Origin of the sequence: Cupriavidus sp. YAF13, assembly GCF_052113425.1 — a bacterium.
Lineage (GTDB): Bacteria > Pseudomonadota > Gammaproteobacteria > Burkholderiales > Burkholderiaceae > Cupriavidus.
Genome location: NZ_JBFRDD010000008.1, coordinates 29,817 through 51,196, shown reverse-complemented (window position 1 = coordinate 51,196; position 21,380 = coordinate 29,817). Strand labels below are relative to the sequence as shown.

Genomic DNA, 21,380 nt, shown 5'->3' with positions numbered 1-21,380 from the left:
CAAAGAGGTTCGCGCCGCTGGCGCGAAACGAGGGCGCAAAGCGGCACCAACACGAGGTGGGAATCATGCCTAGTCTGCCAGAAGGCCAGCCGGCGGCGCGGTCCTTCCATTTTTGCCGTCCGGATGCGCACAGCCTGCATGTTCGCCTGGCGGGGCCGGCCTGCGGGGCGCCCTGGCTGGTGCTGCACGGCGGGCCCGGCAGCGGCTGCAGTCCGGCCATGCTGGCATGGTTCGATCTCGGCCGCGACCGGGTGGTGCTGCCGGACCAGCGCGGCGCGGGGCGGTCGCGGCCAGCCGGCACGTTGCGGCGCAACACGGTGACGGCGTTGCTGGCCGACCTGGAAGCATTGCGGGCGCGGCTGGGCATCGCGCAATGGAATGTGGTCGGCGGCTCGTGGGGGGCCGCGCTGGCGCTGGCCTATGCCGCGCGTTTCCCGCAGGCGGTATCGCGGCTGGTACTGCGTGGCAGTTTCTTGGTCGGTTGGGACGACATACTTGCGCTGTTTGCGCCGCGCGCGCGCGGCCTATCCATGCTGCGCCGGGTGGCGCCGGATGGCGAGCGCTTGCCTGGCGCCCGCGCCCAGCACGGCGGCGTGACACGCGCGATGCTGAAGGGCTCGCGCGCCAAGCAGGAACAGGTTGCGCAGGACTGGCAGCGGGTCGAGCGCCGGCTGCTCGGGCTGCGCGCTTCGCATCAGCGCTCGCCGTTGCTGCCGGAGCGCGAGGCTTTCCGGCGTAAATACCGGGTCCAAGCGCATTACCTGCAGCGGCGCGCGGGGCTTGGCAAGGCGGTGTTGCTTGCGGCCGCCGCTGCCATTGGCCGACGCGGCCTCCCAGTCACGCTGTTGCACGGAAAGGCGGACCGGGTCTGCAGCCCTCGCAATGCCAGGCGGCTTTTGGAGGCCATGCCGCATGCCCGGCTGCAGTGGGTGGAGGGCGGCCATCTTGCTAGTGGGGCCATGGCGCGGGCGCTGGCGGCGGCGATTCGGGTGGCGCCGGAGCAAGGTGCCGGCTGATCCGCCGGCGGTCCGGCAAATCAGCAGGCAAGCCGTCTTGGCGCAGTGCCTTGGCTTGCGCGCATGGCTTTGCTCTGGTGGAGCGGCGTTTAGCCCATATCGCATCTAGGCCACGACAAGCGGCCCCGCCTGCTCGACAACCGGCCAGCCCCGGTCCAGCGCGATGGCACGCAGGCGCGGATCCGGCGCCACCACGATCGGATGGCTGACGTGCTCCAGCAGCGGCAGGTCGTTGGCCGAATCGGAATAGAACAGCGAACGCTCGAATTCGTCCCAGCGCCGCCCGATTGCGGCCAGCCATTGCGCCACCCGCTCGACCTTGCCCGCGCCGAAGCTTGGCACGCCGACCATCTCGCCGCTGAAGGGGGCCAGCGGGCCGGCACCAACGGTGGCGGCTTGCGAGGCAACGAGGTGCGCCACGCCGAAGCTGTCGGCAAAGCCGCGTGCGACGAAGTCGTTGGTGGCGGTCACGATGCAGCACAGGTCGCCAGCGGCGCGGTGCTGGGCCACCAGCTCGCGCGACGGCACCGGGATTCGGTCAGCGATGCTGGCGATGAAGGCGCTGCGCCAGGCGTCGAGATCGCGGCGGTCGTAGCGGGCCAGGAAGGACATGCAGAAGCGCTGGAAGGCGTGGATGTCCAGCCTGCCATCGGCATAGTCCTGGGCAAAGCGCTGGTTCTGCGGGGCGAATTCGGCTTCGTCGAGCACGCCGAGCTGCATCAGGTAGCGCAGCCAGGTGGAGCCACTGTCGAAGGGAATCAGGGTGTGGTCGAGGTCAAACAGTACGAGTTGCATGCGCGATACGGGTAGCGGCAAGGTTGGGAACGGGCAAATCCCGCACATGATAAGGCGTTGGCCCCGAGGCGGGCGCCAGCCCGGTCAGGAAGGCGGCTTTCAGCGCGCATTCCTCGAACTCCGATTTGGCCTCGCTATCGAGCACGATGCCGGCGCCGACGCCCATGCGGCCGGCCCGCACGCCGCCACGGGCGGGGCCGAGCACCAGCGTGCGGATGGCCACCGACAAGCAGAAGCTGCCGCAGACGCGCGCCGACCCCGGCGCGGGTGCTTCGACCCAGCCGATGGCGCCGGTGTACAGTCCCCGGGGGCTGGCTTCCAGCGCGGCGATCAGTTCCATGGTGTGATGCCTGGGCGCGCCGGTGATGGAACCGCAGGGAAAGATGGCGCGCAGCAGGGCCGGCATCGATACGGCTTCGGGCAGGGTCGCCTCGACGGTGGAGGTCATCTGGAACACGCTGGCGTAGGGCTCGATCGAGAACAGCGCCGGCACCTTGACCGAGCCGATTTGCGCCACGCGGCCCAGATCGTTGCGCAATAGGTCGACGATCATCAGGTTCTCGGCGCGGTTCTTGTCGTCGGCCGCCAGCGCGCGGGCAATCGCGCGGTCTTCGGCCGGGCTCGCGCCGCGCCGGGCGGTGCCTTTCATGGGGCGCGCAGTGAGCTTGCCGTCTTCATGGCGCAGGAACAACTCGGGCGAGCAGGACAGGATGAAGGGCTGCTGCGCGTCGTGAGGCAAGGCGATCAGCGCTCCGTATGGCACCGGCTGGCGCGCGCGCAAGCGGCGGTACAGGCCAGGCGGGGAGCCCGAGGCTTCGAAATCGATCCGGTAGGTGTAGTTGACCTGGTAGGTTTCACCGGCACGCAGCGCTTCGTGGATACGGGCGATCGCGGCGTGGAAGGTTGGACGGTCCACGCTCGGCCGGAATGCGCCGACACTCGCAGGCGAGGGCGTCACGCCGTCCATCGCGGCGAGCCACGCATCCACCTGCTCGCGCGAGAGCCGCGCCAGTTCGCGGAAGAGGAGAATGCGCAGGGCGGGCTCGCGGGAGCCCGCCACCGCGAGATGGCCTAGCCCCTGGAGCGCCAGGCCCCACTCGTAATCGCCTAGCAGCACCGCGTGGGCCCCGCCGCGCATGGCTGCATCGGCTTGCTGCCACGCCTGCCCGAGCCCCGCCGGATCCGTGCAGCGGATCTCGCGCAGGAAGCCAGTGTACAGGCGGCTGGTGGGCTGGCCTGGCGTGGCGGTGGCATCGTCGAGCAACGCGTAGCAGTCGTCGCCGCCCGCTTGCAGCCTGGCATGGGAGTTTGTCATGGCGCAGCCCTCTTCCTGGCCGGGGCGAACCGCTTGCCCGGTCTTAGTCAAACATCAGCAATCAGCAATCAGCAATCAGCAATCAGCAATCAGCAATCAGCAATCAGCAATCAGCAATCAGCAATCAGCAATCAGCAATCAGCAATCAGCAATCAGCAATCAGCAACTCGCCCATGCCGTCCACCGCGAGGTCGCCCACCAGGCGGCGCGGCCGCAGCGCGGGCAAGGCCGTGAAGGGGCCGCCGGCACGCGCCAGGTTGCGTGCCAGCAGCGTCCAGAACACGTCGAAATTGCCGTCGGTGCGCACGAAGGTCGCGCGCGGCTGCGACCTGGCGCTGAGCAGCACGATGGTGCCGCGGCGCATGCCGTAAGCCAGGTGGGCACCAGCGGCGCCCGCGATCGCGATGGTGCCGGCGACCATGCGCGAGCCCGTGAAATCCCCGGCGCTGCCCGCCACCAGTGCGGTGCCGCGCCGCATGCGGTCGCCAAAACGGTCGCCGGCGTTGCCGCCGATGGCGAGCGTGCCGCCGCGCATGCCGTCCATGTCGCCAGGCAGCGCCGCGGCGGCGAAGTCCCCGGTATGGCCGCCGACCGCGACGTGGCCGCCGGCCATTGCCGCCGCCGTGAAGTCGCCTGCGTTGCCGTCCACGCGCAGCGTGCCGCCTTGCATGCCGCAGCCGAGATAGTCGCCTGCGTTGCCGTCGACCCGCAACGTGCCGCCGGCCATTTGCCAGCCGATCCGGTCAAAGCGTCCCAGGTCGCCTTCGAAGGTGAGGGTGGGCTCGCCATCGGCGGCCTGCGCCCGTATGGTAAACAGTTCGCCCAGGGCGATGCGCTCATTGCCATGCCACAAGGACAGGCGCGCTACCGCGTCCGGCGCCATGCCGGCCAAGGCGGCGGGCGTCAGCTGGCGCAGGTCGATCCGCAGCGCGGGGGCGTTGGCCAGGCGCAGGGTCAGGCCGCTCATGCGCATTCTCCCGGGCTGGCGAGTCGGTGCAGGTGGAAGTGGAAGGGGCCGAGCTTGCCGCCGTAGTTGCCGGCGGAAATGCGCACCAGCCCTGCGGCGGCGCCGCGCTCGGCGAGCGCCGCGATCCCGGCCCGCATGGCGGCGGCCACGTCGCCTTGCGTCAGGCCATCGATCACGATCTCCAGCACGCAGCGCACGGTGGGCCCAAGCTGGCTGCCGGCCACCAGCCCGGACAGGCTGGGGCAGAAGGCGTCATTGGTGGAAGCATGCATGCCGGCGTACCTGGCGCCGACCTTCGAGCCGGAGCGGACCACGCCGCCAGGAAAAGGCATGATGATATTGGGCACCTGCCGCATCGCCGCCACCGCGGCCTCGGCCGCGGCCAGCGCGCTGTCGGTGTCGCGGGCCAGCATCAGCAGGTTGCCGCCACCCACCGCCTTGACCACCGCGGTGGTTTCCTGGCAGACGAACTCGCCGTCCATCACCGGCACGCGCCAGTAGCGCACGCCGTCGATCATCTTGGCGATCTGCCAGCCGTCGCCGAAAAAACGCAGGTTCTTGCCCAGCGGGATGGCCTCGCCCTCGGTCAGCCCCGCGTACACCGCCGTGGTGGGACAGGTCAGCACGCACTGGCCAACGCGGCGCTCGACCTGCTTGGCCAGCTCCTTGTCCGACATCGAGAACAGCAGCACGGCTACGCCGGGGCGCCCGTCGGGCGAGTCGGCTGGCTGGATCTCGCGCTCGATGCCGGCTTCGCAGCCGCAGGCGATTACCGAAGTCGCGAAGCCCGTGAGCGCGGCCGCGGCATGCCGGGCCCAGGTCAGGCTGTGCGCCGTGACCAGCAGGCGGGTGGCCTTCATCGGGAAAGCTTCCGCGAAGGTGTCGTCGATGGTGATTCCGTTGATCAGCATGCGGGATGTCCCCAGGCGCGCGGCAGTGTCGAGAGCCCGTTCATACGGTGTCCTGCCCGCACAGCGGCTCGCACTGCGCCGGCAGCAGCCGGCCGCCATTGCAGCAGGCGCACAGTTCGTCGTGGCCGATGGCGGCGTTGTCGAAATCGAGCGCGAGATGGCGATCGCTGTACTTGCGCAGGGTCTTTTCGATGCCCTTGTCGTACTCGGGCTCCACATAGTGCGTGCCGCCGGCAGGCGTGGCGATGATGCGCCCCGCGCGCGCCACCAGGGCGCCGTCCTTGAACACATACTCCGGCGCGGTGAACATGGTTTCGCGGTTGGCATCCTCGCGGTACACCGCGATGTCGGCCGCCGCCCCCGCGCCCAGGTGGCCGCGGTCGCGCAGGCCGAGCAGGCGCGCCGGGCCGGCCCGGGTCAGCACGGCAATCTCGTACAGCGTCAGTTCCCGCTTGATATCGGGCAGCGCGCAGTTGGCGGCTACCTCCGGGTGCAGCCTGCCGAGCTGCTCGTCGCGGAAGGACTTGTCCATCAGCAGGCGGATCAGGTGCGGGTAGCTGGTGAACGGGCCACCATTGGGGTGGTCCGTGGTCAGCGTCACCTGCCAGGGGTTCTTGACGGTCAGGAACACTTCCAGGCCAATGGCCCATTGCAGCGCATTGACGTAGCTCTGCTCGCGGTAGCGGAACGGCACCACGCCGCAGCCGGCGTCGCATTCGATATCGGCGCCGATCCATTTGCGCGGGTGCGCCAGGTCGGCGTTCCTCACCTGCATCATGGTGTCGCCCGATGCGGTCACGGTCTGGCCGAAGATGATCTGGCCCACGTCGATCGAGATATTGGGGCGGGCGTTGACCGCCTCGGTGATGCGCAGCGCGGCCGAGGAGAACTTGTGCGGCCCGTCCACGCCGTAGCTGTGGAACTGGATATGGGTCAGGTGGCCCGGCAGGCCTTCGAGCGCGTCGATGGTGGCCAGGGTCGACTCGATATTGCCCGGCACCCCGAGGTTGCTGGCGTGGATATGCAAGGGGTGGGGCACCTTGAGTTCGGTCAGCGCCTGGCTCAGCGTGCGCAGCACGTCGCGCGGGGTGATGCGGTAATGGACGTGCTGGTCGTCGACGTCGAGCTGGCGCTGGTTGAACTTGAAGGCCGAGATGCCGCCCGGGTTGACCACCTTGACCCCCAGGGCCTTGCTGGCGTTGATGGTCCAGCCGACATAGTCGCGGATGCGCTGGAAGTCGGCGCCCTCGGCGAGCATGCGCAGGAACAGGTCGTCGTTGCCGAGCATGACGTAGGCGCCATGGTCGATGACCGGCGTGTCGCCCATCTCGAAATGCGTCTGGCGCGCGTTCGACGCCATCATGGCAGGCTCGAACGCGGCGGTGTAGCCCATCTGCGCATAGCGGTAGCCGGTTGCCAGCGTGCCGGGCGTGCAGGTGCCGCAGGAGGCCAGCTCCAGCGGCCCGGCGGCGGGCAGGTTGTCGCGGTGGTCCTCGGGCAGCAGCATGCGGGCCAGGTTGACCTTGCCGCCGCCGATATGCGAATGCATGTCGATGCCGCCTGCCATCACCACCATGCCGCCGATATCGAGTTCCGCCTCGGCGCGCGTGCCGGGTGGTTGCGCGACGATGCGGCCGTCGCGGATATAGAGGTCGGCAAGCTGGCCGTCGATGCCCCGTGCGGGGTCGTACACGCGGCCGCCGTGCAGGCGCAGGGTGCTCATGATGCGGACTCCGTGGGCGCGCTCGCTTGCCGCAGCCGTGCCAGCAATTGCGCCGCCACCGCCGCGACCGTAGGCAGGCCGTCGTCGCGCAGCGGGGTGAGTGGCAGCACGATGCCGCCATCGGTGCGGAACAGGTGCCCGGCCGAGCCGATGCCCGGCGTCGATACCGGAATGAAGACGCCGGGACGCCCGGCCATCGACGCGGCCAGCGCCGGATGCCCGAGCACCACGGTGGGCACGGGGGTTGCGGGCGCAGGCAGGTCCGGTGTGAAACTGGCGACCCACAGCAGGGCATCGACAGCGCCGCCGCGCAGCAGGCGCTCGGTCCCGTGCCGGTGCGGATCGTGATCGAGTCCGCCAGCGTGCACATGCGTGCGCAGAGGTAAGCCGGACAGCCAGGTAATGGCCTGGTTGACGGTATTGCCGCCGTCGTCGCCGCCGAGCGACACGGCGCCGGCGCGCGTGGTGCGGTTGAGCGTCTTGACCAGCTGGTGGATGCCCTCGATCAGCAGCGCGGCATGCTTGCCGCCCGCCTGCGCGCAGAGGGTGGACGGCGTACACACAATGACCGCGTAACGCGCCGCCAGCAAGCGGGCCGAGAGATCGCGCAGCGCTGCCGGAGCGATGTTGCCGTCGGCCAGTGCGCGCGGGCGGCACAGGGCGTTCAGCAGGGCGAGTGCCTGGTACAGGTCCTCGCCCTCGGGCAGCGCAACCTCGCTGCAGCGTGCGTTTGGGAGTTGTGCCGCCGCCGGGTCGGCCGGCGTGCCCAGGAAGACCAGCTCGCGCGTGCACGGCTGCTCGCTGTCCGCCAGGCCGCAGCGCCGGAAGAACTCGGGGTGTTTCTGCGAGGGCTGGGTGCCGATGCACAGGATCAGGTCGGCATGGTTGCGTACCTCGGCCAGCGTGGTGGTGAACGCGCCGCGATCCTGCAGCGCGCGCAGGCTGGCCGTCATGGCATCGCCATGCGCATGGTCGAGCACCGCGCCGCTGTGGTTGGCCAGGGCGTAAAGCGCGCGCGTGCCGGCCACGTCGGTGGCGAGGCCGCCGAACAGCGGGAGCCGGCTCTCGCGCAGCAGGCGCGCGGCAGCGTCGAGCGCCTGGGGCAGTGACACGGGGCGGCCATCGGCGCTCGGTGTGGTAGCCATTGCTCGCGCATCGAACCAGGCCAGCGCGCTTGCCGCGCGCGGACAGGTGCTGCCGGTCAGTGCCGGTGTCCGTCCGCCCGCGGCTTCTTGCGCAACGTCGAGCCCGTCGCACAGCAGCGCGCAGAAGGGACAGGTCCAGGTGACCCGGCCGGCTGGGCGGCCGCGGGTGTCGGAGGGGAGTTCGGGAGCGGGTGCCATGCCCATGTCGAGCAAAGCCTGTGCCAGCGGCTGGCCGCATGCCGCCGCGCGAGCGCCATCTGCCCGCCACGGCGAGCGCAAGGCGCCTGGCGAAGGGGAACCCCCAGCGCAAGGGATGCGCCAGGGGCCGGAGCAACGAGACAACCGGTGCTCCGTGCGCGGGGCAACCTGTCACCCCGGTTGGTTGCGCATGCGGCGCCAAGCCGCGCCGGCGCGCCGTGGCAGGCTGGCATGGAACGTGTTTATGCCTGCTTGTTTGTTTGCTTGAGGGTACCGCGTGCGCGGATCAGGGGGACTTTCCTCCCTGGCCAGCCGGCGGGATACGGAGATCGTGAATGGCCGATGCAACCAGCCAGGCGCTGGCCCCGGCATGCGCGGCGGCGGCCAGGTCGGCGCCATCGCGAATGCCGCCGGCGCCGACCAGCCTGCGCCCGGCGCCCGCTTGCGCGCGGATAGCCGCGAGCGTCGCCAGGTCGGGCCCTTCGAACGCGCCGACGCGATCCAGTGCCATCACGATCAGTTGCGCCGGCCATGCGGCACTGGCCTGCCACCATGCCGCGTTGCCCAGCGGCATGCCATGGCGCCGGTCGAGCGAGAGCACGGCGCCGGGCCAGGTGTCGAAGGGCGGTGCGCTGCCTGCCGCGGCGGGCGGCTCGCACAAGCTTTCGCTGCCGAACACCGGCACCACCCGCGCGCCCTTGCCGTGCAGCGCAGCCAGTGCCGCAGTGGCCTGCGCGGCATTGGAGAAGCCGGCGTCCAGCCAGAGTTCGGTTTCCGGCAAGGCCCGGCAAAGGGCCTGCAACGCCACAAGCTGGGCGGCGCGCCCCGTGAGCGCGTCGAGGTCGGCGATATACAGCGTGCGGCTGGCGCAATACGCAAGCATCGCCCGCGCCAGTGCCACCGGATCGCTGCCCGGATGCAGGCCGGACACGATGGGGCGGTACTGGTCGCGCTGGCCGCGCACCGCTCGGACAACGCGGCCGTCGAGAAGATCGATGACTGGGATGATGTGCATGGAGAGGGAATGATGACGCGTATGTTCGTCTATGAATATGTCAGTGGGGGCGCCATGGACACCCGCGCGGTGCCGCACCTGCTGCGCCAGGGCAGGGCCATGCGTGACGCGATGATCGCAGATTTGGCGCGCATCGGCGACGTGGCGCTCACCTGCGTGGCGCTGCCCGGCGAGCTGCCAGCGGATTGCCATGGCGCGCACAAGGTGAGCTGGTGCGCGCGCATGCCCGGCGAGGACACGGCGGACTTCGTGCGCCGCCAGGCGGCTTGCCACGACGTGAGCTGGGTCGTGGCGCCGGAATCCGAGGGGGCGCTGCTGAGCCTGCACTACGTGGTGGGCGACGCGCGCTGGCTGGGCTGCGACGCCGGCGCGATCGCGCTGGCCACCAGCAAGCGCGCCACCGCGCAGCGGCTTGCCGCGCTCGGCGTCGCCGCGACCCGGCCATGGAGCGAAGGGGACGCGGCCGAGCCTGGGCGCTGGGTGGTCAAGCCGGACGATGGCGCGGGATCGGTGGCGACGTACGCCTACGACGGTTTCGACGCGGCGCATGCAGCCTGGCTGCGGCGGCTCGCGCAGGGCGAGCCGGTGGTGCTGGAGCCCTGGGTGGAGGGCGAGCCGCTAAGCCTGTCGCTATTGTGCGGCCCGGGCGGCACCGAACTGCTGAGCGTGAACGCGCAGCGTATTCGCGTCGATGCGCGCGGGCAGGTGCACGACGACGGCGTGCAGATCAATGCCATCGAACGCAAGGGTTCGGCGGGCCGCTGGCTGGCGGACGTGGCAGAGTGCGTGGCGGCGGGCATGCCGGGCTTGCGGGGGTTCGTCGGTATCGATCTGGTCTGGCACCCCGGGCGCGGCCCGGTGGTGATCGAGGTGAATCCTCGGGTGACCTGCGCCTATGCGGGCCTGTCAGCCGAACTGGGCCGCAACCTGGCCTGCGAGATGCTGGCGGGACACCAGATCCTGGCCGAGCGCCTGGTCGCCAATGGAGCCGCCCATGGCCGCTGAGCGCGTTGTCTACGGGTGGGACCTGGGCGGCGCCAATATCAAGGCAACCCGCCTGGAGGACGGCGTCGTGCGCGATATCGCGCAGTGGGCCTGTCCCTTGTGGCAGGGCTTGCATTTGCTGGACGACGTGCTGGCGCAGGCGCGCGCGCGCTGGCCCGATTGCGGGCACGCCGAGCACGCAGTCACCATGACCGGCGAAATGGCCGACCTGTTCGAGCACCGCGAGGCCGGCGTGGTGGCGCTGGCTGACATCATGTGGGGCGCCTTTGGTGAGCGCGCCGTCTTCTTCGCCGGCGCTGCGGGCTGGCGCACGCGGCGCCAGGTGGCGGCGGACTGGCAGCACATCGCCTCGGCCAACTGGGTGGCGACCGCCCGCATGGCGGCTGAGCGCATCGGTCACGGCGTGCTGGTGGACATCGGCACCACCACCAGCGACCTGATTCCCATCGTGGATGGCGAGGTGGCGGCGCAGGGACGCGACGATGCTGGCCGGCTTGCTTGCGGCGAACTGGTGTACCTGGGCGTGGCGCGCACGCCCCTGTGCGCGCTGGCGCGCCGCGTCGCCTTGAAGGGCACCAGCTACAACGTGATGAACGAGCTGTTCGCCACCACCGCCGATGTGTACCGGATCACGGGGGAGCTGCCCGACGCGCACGATCCCCACCCGGCCGCGGACGGCGGCGCCAAGACGCCGGAGGCAACACGGCAGCGGCTGGCCAGGATGATCGGCCACGATGCGCGCGACGCGCCACCGGCGGCATGGCTTGAGGTTGCGCGCGAGTGGCGGCTGGCCCAGATCGCGGCGCTGGGCGACAACCTGCTGCGTGTCATCGACCGGTCCGGCTTGCCGCCGGACGCGCCGCTGATCGGCGCGGGCTGCGGGCATTTCCTGGCGCGCGATCTGGCTGGCCGGCTCGGCCGTCCCTATCGGGCCTTTGAAAACCTCACAGGCATGGCGCCGGCCCACACGGAGTGGGCGCGCGTGTGCGCCCCCAGCGTTGCCGTGGCGGTACTGCTGTGGCAAGCGGGGGGCGAGGCAGTCGCGATGGACGGCACGCAGGCATGCCAATGACGCGTTGCCGGTGTGCCGCACTGAAGGGGGAGTCCCTGTGCACGTCATAAAGATCGGCGGCAGCCTTGGCCGCGACCCACTGTTACGAGACTGGCTGCGGGAACTGGCCGCGCGCGGCGGCGGGCGCGTGGTGGTGGTGCCGGGCGGCGGCGTGTTTGCCGACCAGGTGCGCGAATACCAGGCGCAATGGGCTTTCGACGACCTGGTTGCGCACAATATGGCGGTGCTGGCCATGGTCCAGTACGGCTTGATGTTGCAAGGCCTGTGCCACGGCCTGACGGTGGCCGCCGACGACAATGCGATCCGTGCCGTGCTGCGCGATGGCGGCGTTGCGGTATGGACGCCGTTGGACCTGCTGCGCACAGCGCCGGACGCGTTGACGAACTGGGACGCGACTTCCGACAGCATGGCCGCGTGGCTGGCCAGCCGGCTTGGCGCGCGGCGGTTGGTACTGGTCAAGTCGTGCCCGCTCAAGCTGGGGATGACGCTGGCACAGTATGCGCACGCCGGGGTGGTCGACCGCGGCTTCTGCCATTACACACGCGACGCGGCATATCCGGTCGAGCTTCTGCAAAAAGAGGATCTGCAGCGCTTGCGTGCGTTGTTCAGCGGCGCCCCGCGAGGCGGGGTCGCGTAGACGTGCGCTGCTCAGGCCGGCTGCGGTTCCAATGCGGCCGCCGGGTGCAAACCAGCGCGCAGCGCCGCCACCTTGGCCGGATCGAGGTGCCCAGCGCGCCCGCCGTCGCACAGCGCCCCACGGAAGCCGGCAAAGTCCGGCGCCAGCGCATGCAGCCGCGGCAGATGTTCGAGCTGTAGTGAGCCGGCCAGGCCAACCTTGACGCCCCCGGCCCGTGCGATGCGGGTCATGGCCGCGAGCGTGGCCATGTCGACGCAGTCGAACAGGCTGCCCGCCTGCTTGCCCGCGGTATCGGCCATCACCGCCGGAAAGCCCATCCCGCAGGCCTCTTCAACCAGCTTCAGGTCCACCCCATGGTCGGCCAGGAACACCGGCACCACCTGCCATGGCAGGGTGGCCAGGCGCCGCAAGGCTTCGCGCGCGTGCTCGCCGGGCGCCACGCCCACCTTGACGTAGTCGACGCCGCATTCGCCAATGGTGTTGGCCATCAGCATCATGACGGCATGCTCGGCCGGCGCCAGGTCGCCGATCGTCGCGCTCAGCAAGTGCCCGGGCCAGCGTGCGCGCACCGCGCCAACCACCTCGCGCACGGTTGGCGCGGGCAGCGCGCCGAGCGCCCCCGCCCTGGGCTCCTTCAGGTCGATCAGGTCGGCCCCCGCGGTGGCGGCTTGCAGGGCCTCCACCTCATTGCGTACGCTGGTCAGCAGGGATGTCATCGGGTCTTCTCCAGGATGGGCTCGGGGGCGGCGCTGTGGCCGGTATTGCCTGCATGCCAGGCCGCGACGCGGTCCTGCAGCCATTGCCATGCTTCGCGTTCCGCCGCGCCGGCGGTCTTGTCGATGGCGATCTGCAGGTAGGCCATCTCGCGGGCGATCTTGTCGGCCGGCAGCAGGTGCAGCCGGCTGACCAGCACCGCGCCTTCGATGACTGCCGCTTGCGCGCGGTTGAATCCGGGAAAGTCACCGTGACGGGCCTCGTGCACGCGGCCCATGCGCAGCGAAGGCCGCGCGGGATCGCCGCCTTGCTGCATCAGGCGCAGTTCGATGTGGCTCAGCGCGCTGGCCAGCCGCACGCCATGGATCCGCTCCGCCGGCACGGTGGGCCACTGGCGGCGGCCGGCGAGGCAGCCGGCAAAGACGCACACGTCCGTGGTCAGGTTGACCACGGCGGTGCCGGTGCCGACGATGTTGTCGTAGGTGGCGGAGGGCCTGAACGGCATCAGCACGATGTCGCTGCCCTGGTAGCGCACGCCCATCGGCGCGATATGCGCCGCACCGTCCGCCGAGATGGTGGTGACAACGGTTTCGTAGATCACGTCATTGCTCATGGTGCTTGCCCTCATGCCCGCTTTCGCATGGTGGCGCCCGGTGCGCACCATGCGGTCAGATCCTGCGCATCGCGCTCGGCCGCGCAGCCCCAGTCCAGCGGCTGGTCCTGTACGTAGCGCTTGCCCAGGCGCCAGGCGATCTCCGCGCGCGCCAGTTCCACACCCAGGTAGAAGGCGTGGTTGCCGTCGTGCTCCAGTTGCAGCCGGGGAAACAGGGTGAAGGGGTCGGCGGCCACGTGGTGCCCGTCGCGGTTGTAGGCGTGTATCCCTTGCTCGGAGACCTGCACGCGGAAGTTCGGGTCGCGGATCGCGCTGGCGGTCTCGGCGATTTCCTCCGGCGTATCAGGGTAGGGCTCGCGCGCATGCAGCGTCATCATCTGATCGGTGATGCCTTTGGGCAGGGCGTTCTGCTCGCGCGCGGCGTACATCATCCGGCGTGCCACGTCTGCTTCGCGAATGGCGCGGCGCGCATGGCCGCTGACCTGGGTGGTCAGGATCGCCGAGGCGTGCAGTTCCACCGCGATGCCCATCAGGATGGCGTTGATGCCGCCGGTGTCCGCCTCGGTCAGCTCGGTCAGGTTGCCCACGCCGAGCATGATGGGCGCCTTGGGAAAGCGCTGGCGCAGCCGCTCGTAGCGCCCGAGCGAGGCCAGCAGGCCGAACGGGATCGGGTCGAGAATGGCGTCGGCGATATAGGCCCGGCCGCGCTGTTCCATGGCTTCGATCGCCGCGTACAGCGACGCTTCGTCGCCCGGCTGCTGCGGCACCAGGATCGGCGTGGCGGCGACTTCGTCCGTCACCCACAGGGTGTCCAGGGTCAGGCTAAGCAGGTAGTCCGCGCCGGCCTTGCCGCCGCGCACCAATTCGCCGGCGTTCATCGAATCCACGCTGACCAGGAAGCCCTCCGCCTTCAGCGCGCGCACCGTGTCCTCCAGGTGCGGGAAGGGCGTGGCGGGCAGGCAGCCAAGGTCGATGACGTCGGCGCCATCCGCCCGGTGCCGGCGCGCCCGCGCGCATACGCTTTCGATATCGAGCTGGGGCGCGTCGACGATCTCGGCGAAGATGGCGATGTCGTGCCGCGACAGGTCGACCGGCTTGGCCTTTCGATTGAAGAACTGTGGCAGGTCCTTGAGCTCTTCCGGCCCGCGCTCCACCGGCATGCCGTAGTGCAGCGACAGTGCATCGAGATCGCCGCGGCAGCGGCCCGGCACGATGATGCGGTCCGCCACCACGGGCGCGGCCACCCGGCGGCGCACCAGGTCGGCAGTCATCAACGCAGCCACCTGCACGCCGATTTCGCGGATCTCCCAGGAGAACGGCGCGGGCTCCAGGCTCCGCAGCACGCGTTCCAGGCCTTTTTCCGCCAGGCGGCCGGTCAGGAAGACGATGTGTTCCATGTCAGTGTCAGTGCCTTCAGTCGTTGATCCAGCGTGCGCCGCAGCGCGTCAATGGAACACACCACTTCGCAATGGTCGATACGCCGCAGCCGTTCCACGTTCTCCAGTTCGATATTGCGGGGATGCAGCTTCAGCCAGCCGTCCGGCCCCTTGGTGACCACCACGGGCTCCGTGTCGCACGCATACACGATGCCGGGGATGCCGAGCTTGCCCGCCTGGGCGAGGATATTGGTTGGCAGCGTGTCGGAGATGCCGGCGACGCATTTGGCCACGGTATTGCTGGTGGCCGGCGCGACGATGGCGGTGTGGTAGCGGCGCGCATAGAACATGCCAACCGGTGCGGCGCTGGCCGTCTTGTCGCGGAAGACCCGGAAGCGCGCTTTCAGGTCCTTCAGCTGCATGCCGTAGATCGCCAGTACTTCCTCGGCCGCGCGCGACAGGAACAGGTCCACATCGGGCAGGGCCGCGGCCAGCGCCAGGCTTTCTTCGAGGAAATGCCCGGAGCCGGTGATGGCCCAGGCAAAGCGCGGGGCGCCATCGCTCGGGGCACGGGCTTCCGGGCCGTCGTTGCCGATGACGGTAAATCCTTCGGCGTCGAGGTGAAGGGCTGCTGATGGGTGGGGCGACATGCGGCTCGCTAAGATGATCGACCTGGGCTGTAACGATTGCAGGAGTCGTGCCTGGCATTGGCGCCTTGATCCGCAAGGCCTTGGCGGGGGATTGCGCCGGCTCGACTGCGCCGTCGGCGGGACAGGTTGTGTCGTTCAGTTGCCTATGTCCCGCGGCCGCGCGCCACGCTGGCCGGCCGCCGGGCCGCGTCGGAACTGGGACGCTGGCCCGTGCGTTCGTGTGGCCTGCTTCTTGCGAGACGGGCACGGGAGCGTGGTCGCCGGCCGCGCGCTGTTGCAAGGAGGGCAGATGAAACGAGACGACATGATGTTGCAGGCTGAGGTGGCGAGGTTCGGCCTGCTGCCGGGCCTGATGGCGGAATCCATGGCCGCCCGTGAGGCGCCGGCGTCCTCGCCCGGGTCGATGGACCTGATCTTTATCGAGGGCTTCGAAGGACAGACCATCATCGGCATCGACGACAGCGAGCTGCGCACCCCGCAGCCGCTGCGTATCGACCTGACCGCCGGGCTGGCGCGCAGCGGCGCCTGCAGCAGCGACCGGATCGGCGACACCATCGACTACGGCAAGGTGCGCACCGCGTTGCGGGAGTTGATGGCCACGCACCGCCTGCAACTGCTCGAAGCCTTTGCCGAGCGCGTGGCGCAATTGCTGCTGGAGGATTTTGGCGCGCACTGGGTGCGCGTCGTTGTGGTCAAGCCGAAGAAATTCGATGACGTTGACACGGTGGGGGTTGCGATAGAGCGGCGGCGGGACGCGTCACCGCGCGCGCGCGATCCTGGGCACGGCTGGATGGATCGGGGCGCCGTCAACGTCTAGGCCTGTACCGGCGTGGCGCCGGAACAGCCCTGCGCCACGCCGATTTGCGCTACCCGGTGCTACCTGGTGTGGACAATCCCGGCGGCCGGACGCGGATCGATCGGCATGACGCATAGCGCCGAATCGAGGCAGCCCGCGATCATCGCGCTGGCCACCGTCAGGTCGGCGCTGGTGCCGGGGTTCAAGCCGCCGGCTTTCAGCTCCCGGTCCCAATGCGCCAGTTCCTCCGAACCGATTGACTGGCCAGCCTCGAAGCGCCAGTGGAACAGGCGCGCCCGAGCGCTCACGCGCCTTGCCGCCGGCAGCCCATGCTTGCGCGCGATATGCGAGTCCGGAAAGCGCGCCAGGAAGGCGATGTGGACGGCCGTCACCGCCCGATGCAGCCGCTCGGGCCAGGGGCCGTGCCCGGCCAGGTGCCGGCGCAGCACCGGCAGGCCGAGGGTGAAGAGGTCGGCGTAGCCGTTCGCATACTGGCGCGCCACGGTATCGCGCATGGCAGCCAGGTGCATGGCGGCGCGCAGGTTGACCGTTGGCCTGGCGGCCACGTCCTGCTCCGGCGCCGCGCCAAGGCCGGCCGGCATGGCGTGCGCGATCGCGCGATAGGCGGCCTCGGCATCGGCCACGGTCAGGCCCGCCAGTACCGCCTTGGTCCGCTTGCGGAGCGTTTCGGCATCGCGCGGCGGCTCGCCTTGCGCGGCGGCGGCCAGCGGCGCGCAGAGCAGCAGGATGCCAAGATTGGTGTTGCACCGCGCCACCGCCTGCGTTTGCGCGACCGCCTCCTCGATACGCGCGCCGACCGTGAGCGCGGCATCGGTCAATGGTGCCACCGCCGCCGCCGCGCTGTCCAGGAAGAGCCTGGCAGTCATGCCGTGGCCGGGGGCATCCATGCTGACATTGCCCGGTTTGGCCACCGCCACGTCCAGCGTGCACGCCCACAGGAATGCCGCCGCGGCATTGCCGGCCACGCTGTTGTCCGGTGCCGTTCTCACGCCACGGCTCCCTGGCGCACCGAGGGCAGCTTGCGCTCCAGCAGATCATCGACGAGCAGGCCGGCGATATCGACCGCCGTGACGGATTGCAGCCCATGCCAGGCCGCCACGCCATTGACCTCGATGACCATCGCCTGATCCGTGTCTTCCCCGTCACCGACGGGAACGAGATCCACGCCGGCGTAGTCGAGGCCAAGCGCTTCGGTTGCGCGCACGGCAAGTGCAGCCAGCGCCGGCGTGATGTCGGCGTGCTCGCAGCTGGCACCTTGCGCCACATTGTGAATCCAGCCCTGGCTGACGCGGCGCATGGCCGCCACCGCCCGTGCGCCGACCACCAGCACGCGCCAGTCGAACCCAGGCCTGCCGGGCGCGGCCGCAGAGGGGACGAAGCGCTGCAGGTAGGCCACATGCCGGTATGCCGCCAGCGCAGGCATCGGCACGGGCGCGTGGTCTGCCTCGACCGTGCCGATGCGCTGCAGCCCCTTGCCCTGCGAGCCGAACAGCGGCTTGAGCACCAGCGCGCGCCCGGCAGCGCTCTCGCGCATCACCGTGCGCTGCGCGTGCGGCGCGGATTCGCTCACCCAGGTCGCGGGCGTGGGAATGCCGGCCAGATGCAGCAGGAAGCTGGTCATGCCCTTGTCCACGCTGCGCTCGATGGCGCGCGCGTCGTTGTACACGGGCACGCCCAGTTCGCGCAGCGCGTGCAGGATGCCCAGCCGCAGCGTGACCTGCTCGAAGCTGCCGGACGCGAGGCCGCGCACGATCACGGCATCTGGCAGGGCGCGCCCATAGCCTGGGATCGCCAGCCCGTGCCAGGCCCACGTGGTGTCGATCCGGCAATCGGCCAGGTCCACGCAGCGGCCTTCGCAGCCGCGCTCGCGCAGCGCCCGCTTCAGCGTGGCGGTGTGCCAGCCGGTTTCGTCGGTCATGATGGCGACGCGTAGCGGGCCGCGCGCAGGGGAGGCGGCCATGTCAGGCTTCCTGCAGCCATTGGCCGCGCAGCAGCGGCAGGTTCAGCGCGCCCGCGTGCCACGTCCGGCCGGAAGCGAGGTTGCTGACCCATGCCTCGGCGGGCGCGAACAGGGCCGGGTCGATGCGGTAGAAGTCGTTGCCATATTCCCTGAACACATCGCCGAAGGGGCGCCCATAGTCGCGCGACCTGGCCGAGGGGAGCGCGAGGGCAAGCGCGCGGGCGGCATCGTCGTCGGTGTCGACCGTCAGGTGCACGCTGCCGCCGTACAGGATGGCGTCGTTGGTGCGGCCCATCGCATCGCCCGCATCGGCGCCCGGTGGCGGCAGTGGCGCGACACCGCTGCCGCCGACGATGCGGTCCAGCGGGAAGCCGAGCACGTGCGCCTTGTGTAGCGCGACCTCCAGCACGCGGCCCACCACCTGCGTGGTGCCGGCCAGGCTTGCCGTCGGCGTCAGGATCACGGTCAGTTGCCCGGGCTGCAGTCCGCAGTCCCGCAGTATCTTCTGGATGACGACCTCCGGCGGCGTGCGGTCGACTTCCAGCACCAGGCAGGCGCCGCCGTCACCGTCGCGCAGGCTGTCGCGGTAGCCGAGCGCCTCGAACAGCGTTTCCTTGCCAGCGAGCGCGCGCGCCGGGCCGGAGCCCAGCGCGAAGAACTTCCTGCCGCCGGTTTCCTCCTTGCTGGCGCTCAGGCTCCAGCCGGCGTACTGGCTGGCCAGGCAGGCCAGCACAGGCTGCCCGCTGCTGACCTCGATGTGCGTGGGCCAGCCTTCGCCGCCGTGGCACAACCGCACCTGACCCAGTCCGCCCATGCAGATCGCGGCGATGGCAACGCCCGCCTCGACGCTGCCTCGGGTCTCGACGCCGGCATCGACGAGGCGCACGCCCTGTGGCCCTTCGGAGACTGCGATCTGCCATTCGGCGCGATGGCCGAGCAGGTGCGAGACGAGCGGCTGGCTAAGCGCGTTGACGCTGAGCGTGGCGGTGGGATTCGTTGTGCTTGGCATGGTGCCTCGGTTCGGTGGTGGTGGGGGCCAGGGCCTTGCGCTCAGGACAGTTCGGCCCCGACTGCGCGCGCCATCGCCATGGCTTCGGGCAAGCCCAGGTAGACAGGCTTGGCGGCTTCGCGCATCGCGAGGAACAGCCGGTGCTGCACCTGGTACTTGATATTGCCGATGGCGAGCGCACCGACCCCCAAGGCTTGGCCAGCGGCGATGGGCTTGCCGTCGTCCATGGCATCCACCCCGGCGATGCCGGCCGGCGGGACGGCGTTGACGTCGGCGGCCACCAGCAGCTTGCCCGCGGCGGCACGGTTCGCCTCGCTGACGACCTGGACGCCGGCGCTCGCGGTGGCGAAGACGACTTCGGCTTCGGCCAGCGCGGCCCGCAGCGTGTCGGCCGAGCGGATCAGGATGCCTTCGGTCTGGGCGTTGAAGCGTTCGTTGGTTTCCCGGCTGATGCGGGTGGCCTGAGTATCGTCGGTGCGGTTGGACAGCCATACCCGAGCGCCCAGTTGGGAGGCCAGCGCTCCCGCCACGCGGCCCACGGCGCCGCCGCCGCCAAGCACTAGCACCCTGCGGCCGGAGAAATCGGTTTGATGCACCTTGCGCAGTTGCCGCTCGACGGCGGCCACCAGCGCCGCGGCGGTGGTGTAGGAACCGCTGGGGTCGGCGAAGACGGACACCGCGAAAGGCGGCACCATGGCCTTGCGCGCCGCGTCGAGCATGTCGGTCGCCAGTACCACATCACGACCGCCGATGAAGACACCGGTGTTGGCGACGCCTTTCGGGCCGCGGGAGAAGATGGCGTCCTGGGTCAGGGCCGCGATGTTGTCGAGGCCGACTTCGGTGTAGGGGACGACGTGCTCGTAGCCGGCGTCGATGGCCATGTTGACGTCGAAGGGGCTGGCTTGCCGGGTTGGGGTGAACATGTGGAGGATGTAGGGGCGTGCCATTTGGGAGTGCTCCGTGGTCTGGGTGCTCAATATCAAGTCATTGGGAAGTAACAGCCGTCGGCGTTCCAAACGGTGTTGGCGCATCCTGTCACCAGCCTCACGCCGCACTGCGCTGCCGCGCCGATGGCACGACTTGCGCTCCACGATTGCCCCCTGTGACAATGCGTGCTTGCAGGAAGGGCCCCAACAGTCCTGCCGCGCGGATGTCTGCTACTGCCTGTTCGGCCGTGGCTTGCGAAGATACGATGGCAAAGCCGGTCGGGCCCCATGAGCTTTGCCCGACGGCTGCTGCGTTGGCGCCCGCCTGCTGCGAGATCCGGGCCAGCGCGCGGCCGACCGCCGCACTGCTGTACACGCCGCCTTGCGCCGGCGCGAAGTAGCGGCCGATGACCTGCTGCAGGTGATTGACGCCTTGGGCGAAGGGCGCGAAGTCCTGCTCGGCTGCGGCGGGCAGGATCTGCATCAGCACGCGGTGGCAGAGATCGGCGGCCAGCGCCTGGGGAAAGGGTGGCAGCCCTTGCATCGCCTGTTTTTCCGCCGCGCCGTGCAGGCCGGTGCGGCTGGTGTCGAGCAGCAGCACGATGCGCCAGTCGGCCGGGAAATCCAAACGCGCCATCAGCGGCGCCACGCTGCCCGTGCCACGCGGGCCGCTATCCACCAGCAGCCCGCCGCGCTCGAATGCCGCGATGCCAACGCCGGAGCGGCCTCCGCGGCCTAGCAGGCTGGCGATGTCGGCGCTGGACCATGGCAGGCCGTGCAGCTTTGCAAACGCCCGGCCCAGGGCCAGTGCCAGCTGCGTGCCCGAGCCGAAGCCCGCATGCGCCGGCAGTACCTCATGCAGGCAGAGCGCGAGCGGTTGCTGGATGCCGCTGGCTTGCTTGAGCCGTTCCAGCCAGGCCGAGACGCGCGGGACTTCCTGCCGCGCGGCGTGGTCCGCCGCGGCGACCCGGTCTTGCGCGGCCGGGCCGAGGTCAAGGATGGTCGACGGGCCGCCGATCGACAAGCCGAGACTGCCGAAGCGCCGCCCAAGCGATGCGCCCGGGTCGAGAAAGCCCAGATGCAGGCGCCCGGTGGCGTGAATCCGGACCGCACCGGGCGGGTTGATGCCATGACCTTCGTGGGTGAGCTCTTTGAGCTTTTCGAACGTTTGCATGGATGAAGACCTTTTGCGGTTCGCTTTGTCTGCCTGATCTAGCAAGCGGCATACCACTACGCCGCCGGCCCGCGGGGGACGCGGCGCGGCGGCGCTGGAGTGACAGCGTGTCATGGTCCGCGTTCCGCTTTGCGTACAAGGTGTCATGGCGCCGAGCCGGGTGCGGGTGGGCCGCGCTCAGGCCCCGGCCGCATGCCGTGACGCTGCCGTCTCTCGTGCGATCTCGATGCACCGCTGGTGCGATGCCTATGCCGACAAGATGCGATTCCGCTTCCGGCTGAGCGACTTCGGCCGCCAGCGCATGTGGGATACCGGATTGCTGTGAGGCACCGCGCCGCGCAC

General features: G+C 69.9%; 22 protein-coding genes. 6 read left to right on the top strand and 16 right to left on the bottom strand.

Annotated features, from left to right (window positions below; all coding sequences use genetic code 11):
• The first annotated feature begins 65 nt into the window (after window positions 1–65).
• Entirely contained in the window at window positions 66–1,016 is a 951-nt protein-coding gene (locus tag AB4061_RS09160) for an alpha/beta fold hydrolase (RefSeq protein ID WP_441632954.1), read from the top strand.
• A 105-nt stretch (window positions 1,017–1,121) separates the two neighbouring features.
• Here the strand turns inward: AB4061_RS09160 and AB4061_RS09155 are convergent, their stop codons facing one another.
• The 7 genes from AB4061_RS09155 to AB4061_RS09125 form a co-directional block, all read right to left on the bottom strand.
• Window positions 1,122–1,811: an HAD family hydrolase gene (locus tag AB4061_RS09155; RefSeq protein WP_441632952.1), complete on the bottom strand. Its 690-nt coding sequence runs from the start codon at window positions 1,809–1,811 to the stop codon at window positions 1,122–1,124.
• Window positions 1,792–3,126: an aminodeoxychorismate synthase component I gene (gene pabB, locus AB4061_RS09150; RefSeq protein ID WP_441632950.1), complete on the bottom strand. Its 1,335-nt coding sequence runs from the start codon at window positions 3,124–3,126 to the stop codon at window positions 1,792–1,794. The genes AB4061_RS09155 and pabB overlap by 20 nt, the downstream gene beginning before the upstream one ends.
• A 145-nt stretch (window positions 3,127–3,271) precedes the next feature.
• The gene (locus AB4061_RS09145; protein ID WP_441632948.1) at window positions 3,272–4,093 is read right to left on the bottom strand and encodes a formylmethanofuran dehydrogenase subunit C; all 822 of its coding nucleotides are present in this window, start codon (window positions 4,091–4,093) and stop codon (window positions 3,272–3,274) included.
• Window positions 4,090–5,004 (bottom strand): formylmethanofuran--tetrahydromethanopterin N-formyltransferase, encoded by a 915-nt coding sequence (gene fhcD / locus AB4061_RS09140; RefSeq protein ID WP_441632946.1) that lies wholly within the window; start codon window positions 5,002–5,004, stop codon window positions 4,090–4,092. Before fhcD ends, AB4061_RS09145 begins: the two co-directional genes overlap by 4 nt.
• A 40-nt stretch (window positions 5,005–5,044) precedes the next feature.
• Complete coding sequence (locus tag AB4061_RS09135) at window positions 5,045–6,727, bottom strand: formylmethanofuran dehydrogenase subunit A (protein WP_441632944.1); 1,683 nt, start codon at window positions 6,725–6,727, stop codon at window positions 5,045–5,047.
• A complete protein-coding gene (locus AB4061_RS09130) occupies window positions 6,724–8,070 on the bottom strand; it encodes a formylmethanofuran dehydrogenase (protein WP_441632942.1) in 1,347 nt (448 codons plus the stop codon). Before AB4061_RS09130 ends, AB4061_RS09135 begins: the two co-directional genes overlap by 4 nt.
• Before the next feature lie 286 nt (window positions 8,071–8,356).
• Window positions 8,357–9,085, bottom strand: coding sequence for a HisA/HisF-related TIM barrel protein (locus tag AB4061_RS09125; protein WP_441632940.1), 729 nt, complete (start codon window positions 9,083–9,085; stop codon window positions 8,357–8,359).
• A gap of 9 nt (window positions 9,086–9,094) precedes the next feature.
• Here AB4061_RS09125 and AB4061_RS09120 point away from each other — a divergent pair, with 9 nt between their 5' ends.
• The 3 genes from AB4061_RS09120 to AB4061_RS09110 are packed head-to-tail and all read left to right on the top strand — an operon-like array spanning window position 9,095 to window position 11,799.
• Window positions 9,095–10,090, top strand: a complete 996-nt coding sequence (locus AB4061_RS09120) for an ATP-grasp domain-containing protein (RefSeq protein ID WP_441632938.1) — start codon at window positions 9,095–9,097, stop codon at window positions 10,088–10,090.
• Window positions 10,080–11,162 carry a hydantoinase/oxoprolinase family protein gene (locus tag AB4061_RS09115; RefSeq protein WP_441632936.1) on the top strand — a complete coding sequence of 361 codons (1,083 nt, stop codon included), beginning with the start codon at window positions 10,080–10,082 and terminating at the stop codon, window positions 11,160–11,162. The genes AB4061_RS09120 and AB4061_RS09115 overlap by 11 nt, the downstream gene beginning before the upstream one ends.
• Before the next feature lie 37 nt (window positions 11,163–11,199).
• Window positions 11,200–11,799 (top strand): amino acid kinase family protein, encoded by a 600-nt coding sequence (locus tag AB4061_RS09110; protein ID WP_441632934.1) that lies wholly within the window; start codon window positions 11,200–11,202, stop codon window positions 11,797–11,799.
• Between the two features lie 11 nt (window positions 11,800–11,810).
• Here AB4061_RS09110 and AB4061_RS09105 read toward each other — a convergent pair whose 3' ends face one another.
• The 4 genes from AB4061_RS09105 to AB4061_RS09090 are packed head-to-tail and all read right to left on the bottom strand — an operon-like array spanning window position 11,811 to window position 15,152.
• Complete coding sequence (locus tag AB4061_RS09105; protein WP_441632932.1) at window positions 11,811–12,515, bottom strand: (5-formylfuran-3-yl)methyl phosphate synthase; 705 nt, start codon at window positions 12,513–12,515, stop codon at window positions 11,811–11,813.
• Window positions 12,512–13,141, bottom strand: a complete 630-nt coding sequence (locus AB4061_RS09100; RefSeq protein WP_441632930.1) for a DUF447 domain-containing protein — start codon at window positions 13,139–13,141, stop codon at window positions 12,512–12,514. The genes AB4061_RS09105 and AB4061_RS09100 overlap by 4 nt, the downstream gene beginning before the upstream one ends.
• On the bottom strand, window positions 13,138–14,523 hold the full coding sequence (locus tag AB4061_RS09095; protein WP_441632928.1) for a DUF6513 domain-containing protein: 1,386 nt from the start codon (window positions 14,521–14,523) through the stop codon (window positions 13,138–13,140). The genes AB4061_RS09100 and AB4061_RS09095 overlap by 4 nt, the downstream gene beginning before the upstream one ends.
• On the bottom strand, window positions 14,502–15,152 hold the full coding sequence (locus AB4061_RS09090) for a flavoprotein (RefSeq protein WP_441632926.1): 651 nt from the start codon (window positions 15,150–15,152) through the stop codon (window positions 14,502–14,504). Before AB4061_RS09090 ends, AB4061_RS09095 begins: the two co-directional genes overlap by 22 nt.
• A gap of 289 nt (window positions 15,153–15,441) precedes the next feature.
• Between AB4061_RS09090 and AB4061_RS09085 the strand changes: the two genes are divergently transcribed.
• Window positions 15,442–15,969, top strand: coding sequence for a dihydroneopterin aldolase (locus AB4061_RS09085; RefSeq protein WP_441632924.1), 528 nt, complete (start codon window positions 15,442–15,444; stop codon window positions 15,967–15,969).
• Between the two features lie 59 nt (window positions 15,970–16,028).
• Here the strand turns inward: AB4061_RS09085 and AB4061_RS09080 are convergent, their stop codons facing one another.
• The 5 genes from AB4061_RS09080 to AB4061_RS09060 form a co-directional block, all read right to left on the bottom strand.
• On the bottom strand, window positions 16,029–16,958 hold the full coding sequence (locus tag AB4061_RS09080; RefSeq protein ID WP_441632922.1) for a triphosphoribosyl-dephospho-CoA synthase: 930 nt from the start codon (window positions 16,956–16,958) through the stop codon (window positions 16,029–16,031).
• Complete coding sequence (locus AB4061_RS09075; protein ID WP_441632920.1) at window positions 16,955–17,929, bottom strand: ATP-grasp domain-containing protein; 975 nt, start codon at window positions 17,927–17,929, stop codon at window positions 16,955–16,957. The genes AB4061_RS09080 and AB4061_RS09075 overlap by 4 nt, the downstream gene beginning before the upstream one ends.
• Before the next feature lies 1 nt (window position 17,930).
• Window positions 17,931–18,938, bottom strand: a complete 1,008-nt coding sequence (gene mch, locus AB4061_RS09070) for a methenyltetrahydromethanopterin cyclohydrolase (RefSeq protein WP_441632918.1) — start codon at window positions 18,936–18,938, stop codon at window positions 17,931–17,933.
• A 41-nt stretch (window positions 18,939–18,979) separates the two neighbouring features.
• Window positions 18,980–19,885 (bottom strand): NAD(P)-dependent methylenetetrahydromethanopterin dehydrogenase, encoded by a 906-nt coding sequence (locus tag AB4061_RS09065; protein WP_441632916.1) that lies wholly within the window; start codon window positions 19,883–19,885, stop codon window positions 18,980–18,982.
• Window positions 19,886–19,982: 97 nt separating this feature from the next.
• Entirely contained in the window at window positions 19,983–21,038 is a 1,056-nt protein-coding gene (locus AB4061_RS09060) for a beta-ribofuranosylaminobenzene 5'-phosphate synthase family protein (RefSeq protein WP_441632914.1), read from the bottom strand.
• 112 nt (window positions 21,039–21,150) lie between these two features.
• Between AB4061_RS09060 and AB4061_RS09055 the strand changes: the two genes are divergently transcribed.
• Entirely contained in the window at window positions 21,151–21,363 is a 213-nt protein-coding gene (locus AB4061_RS09055; RefSeq protein WP_441632912.1) for a hypothetical protein, read from the top strand.
• Window positions 21,364–21,380: the final 17 nt, after the last annotated feature.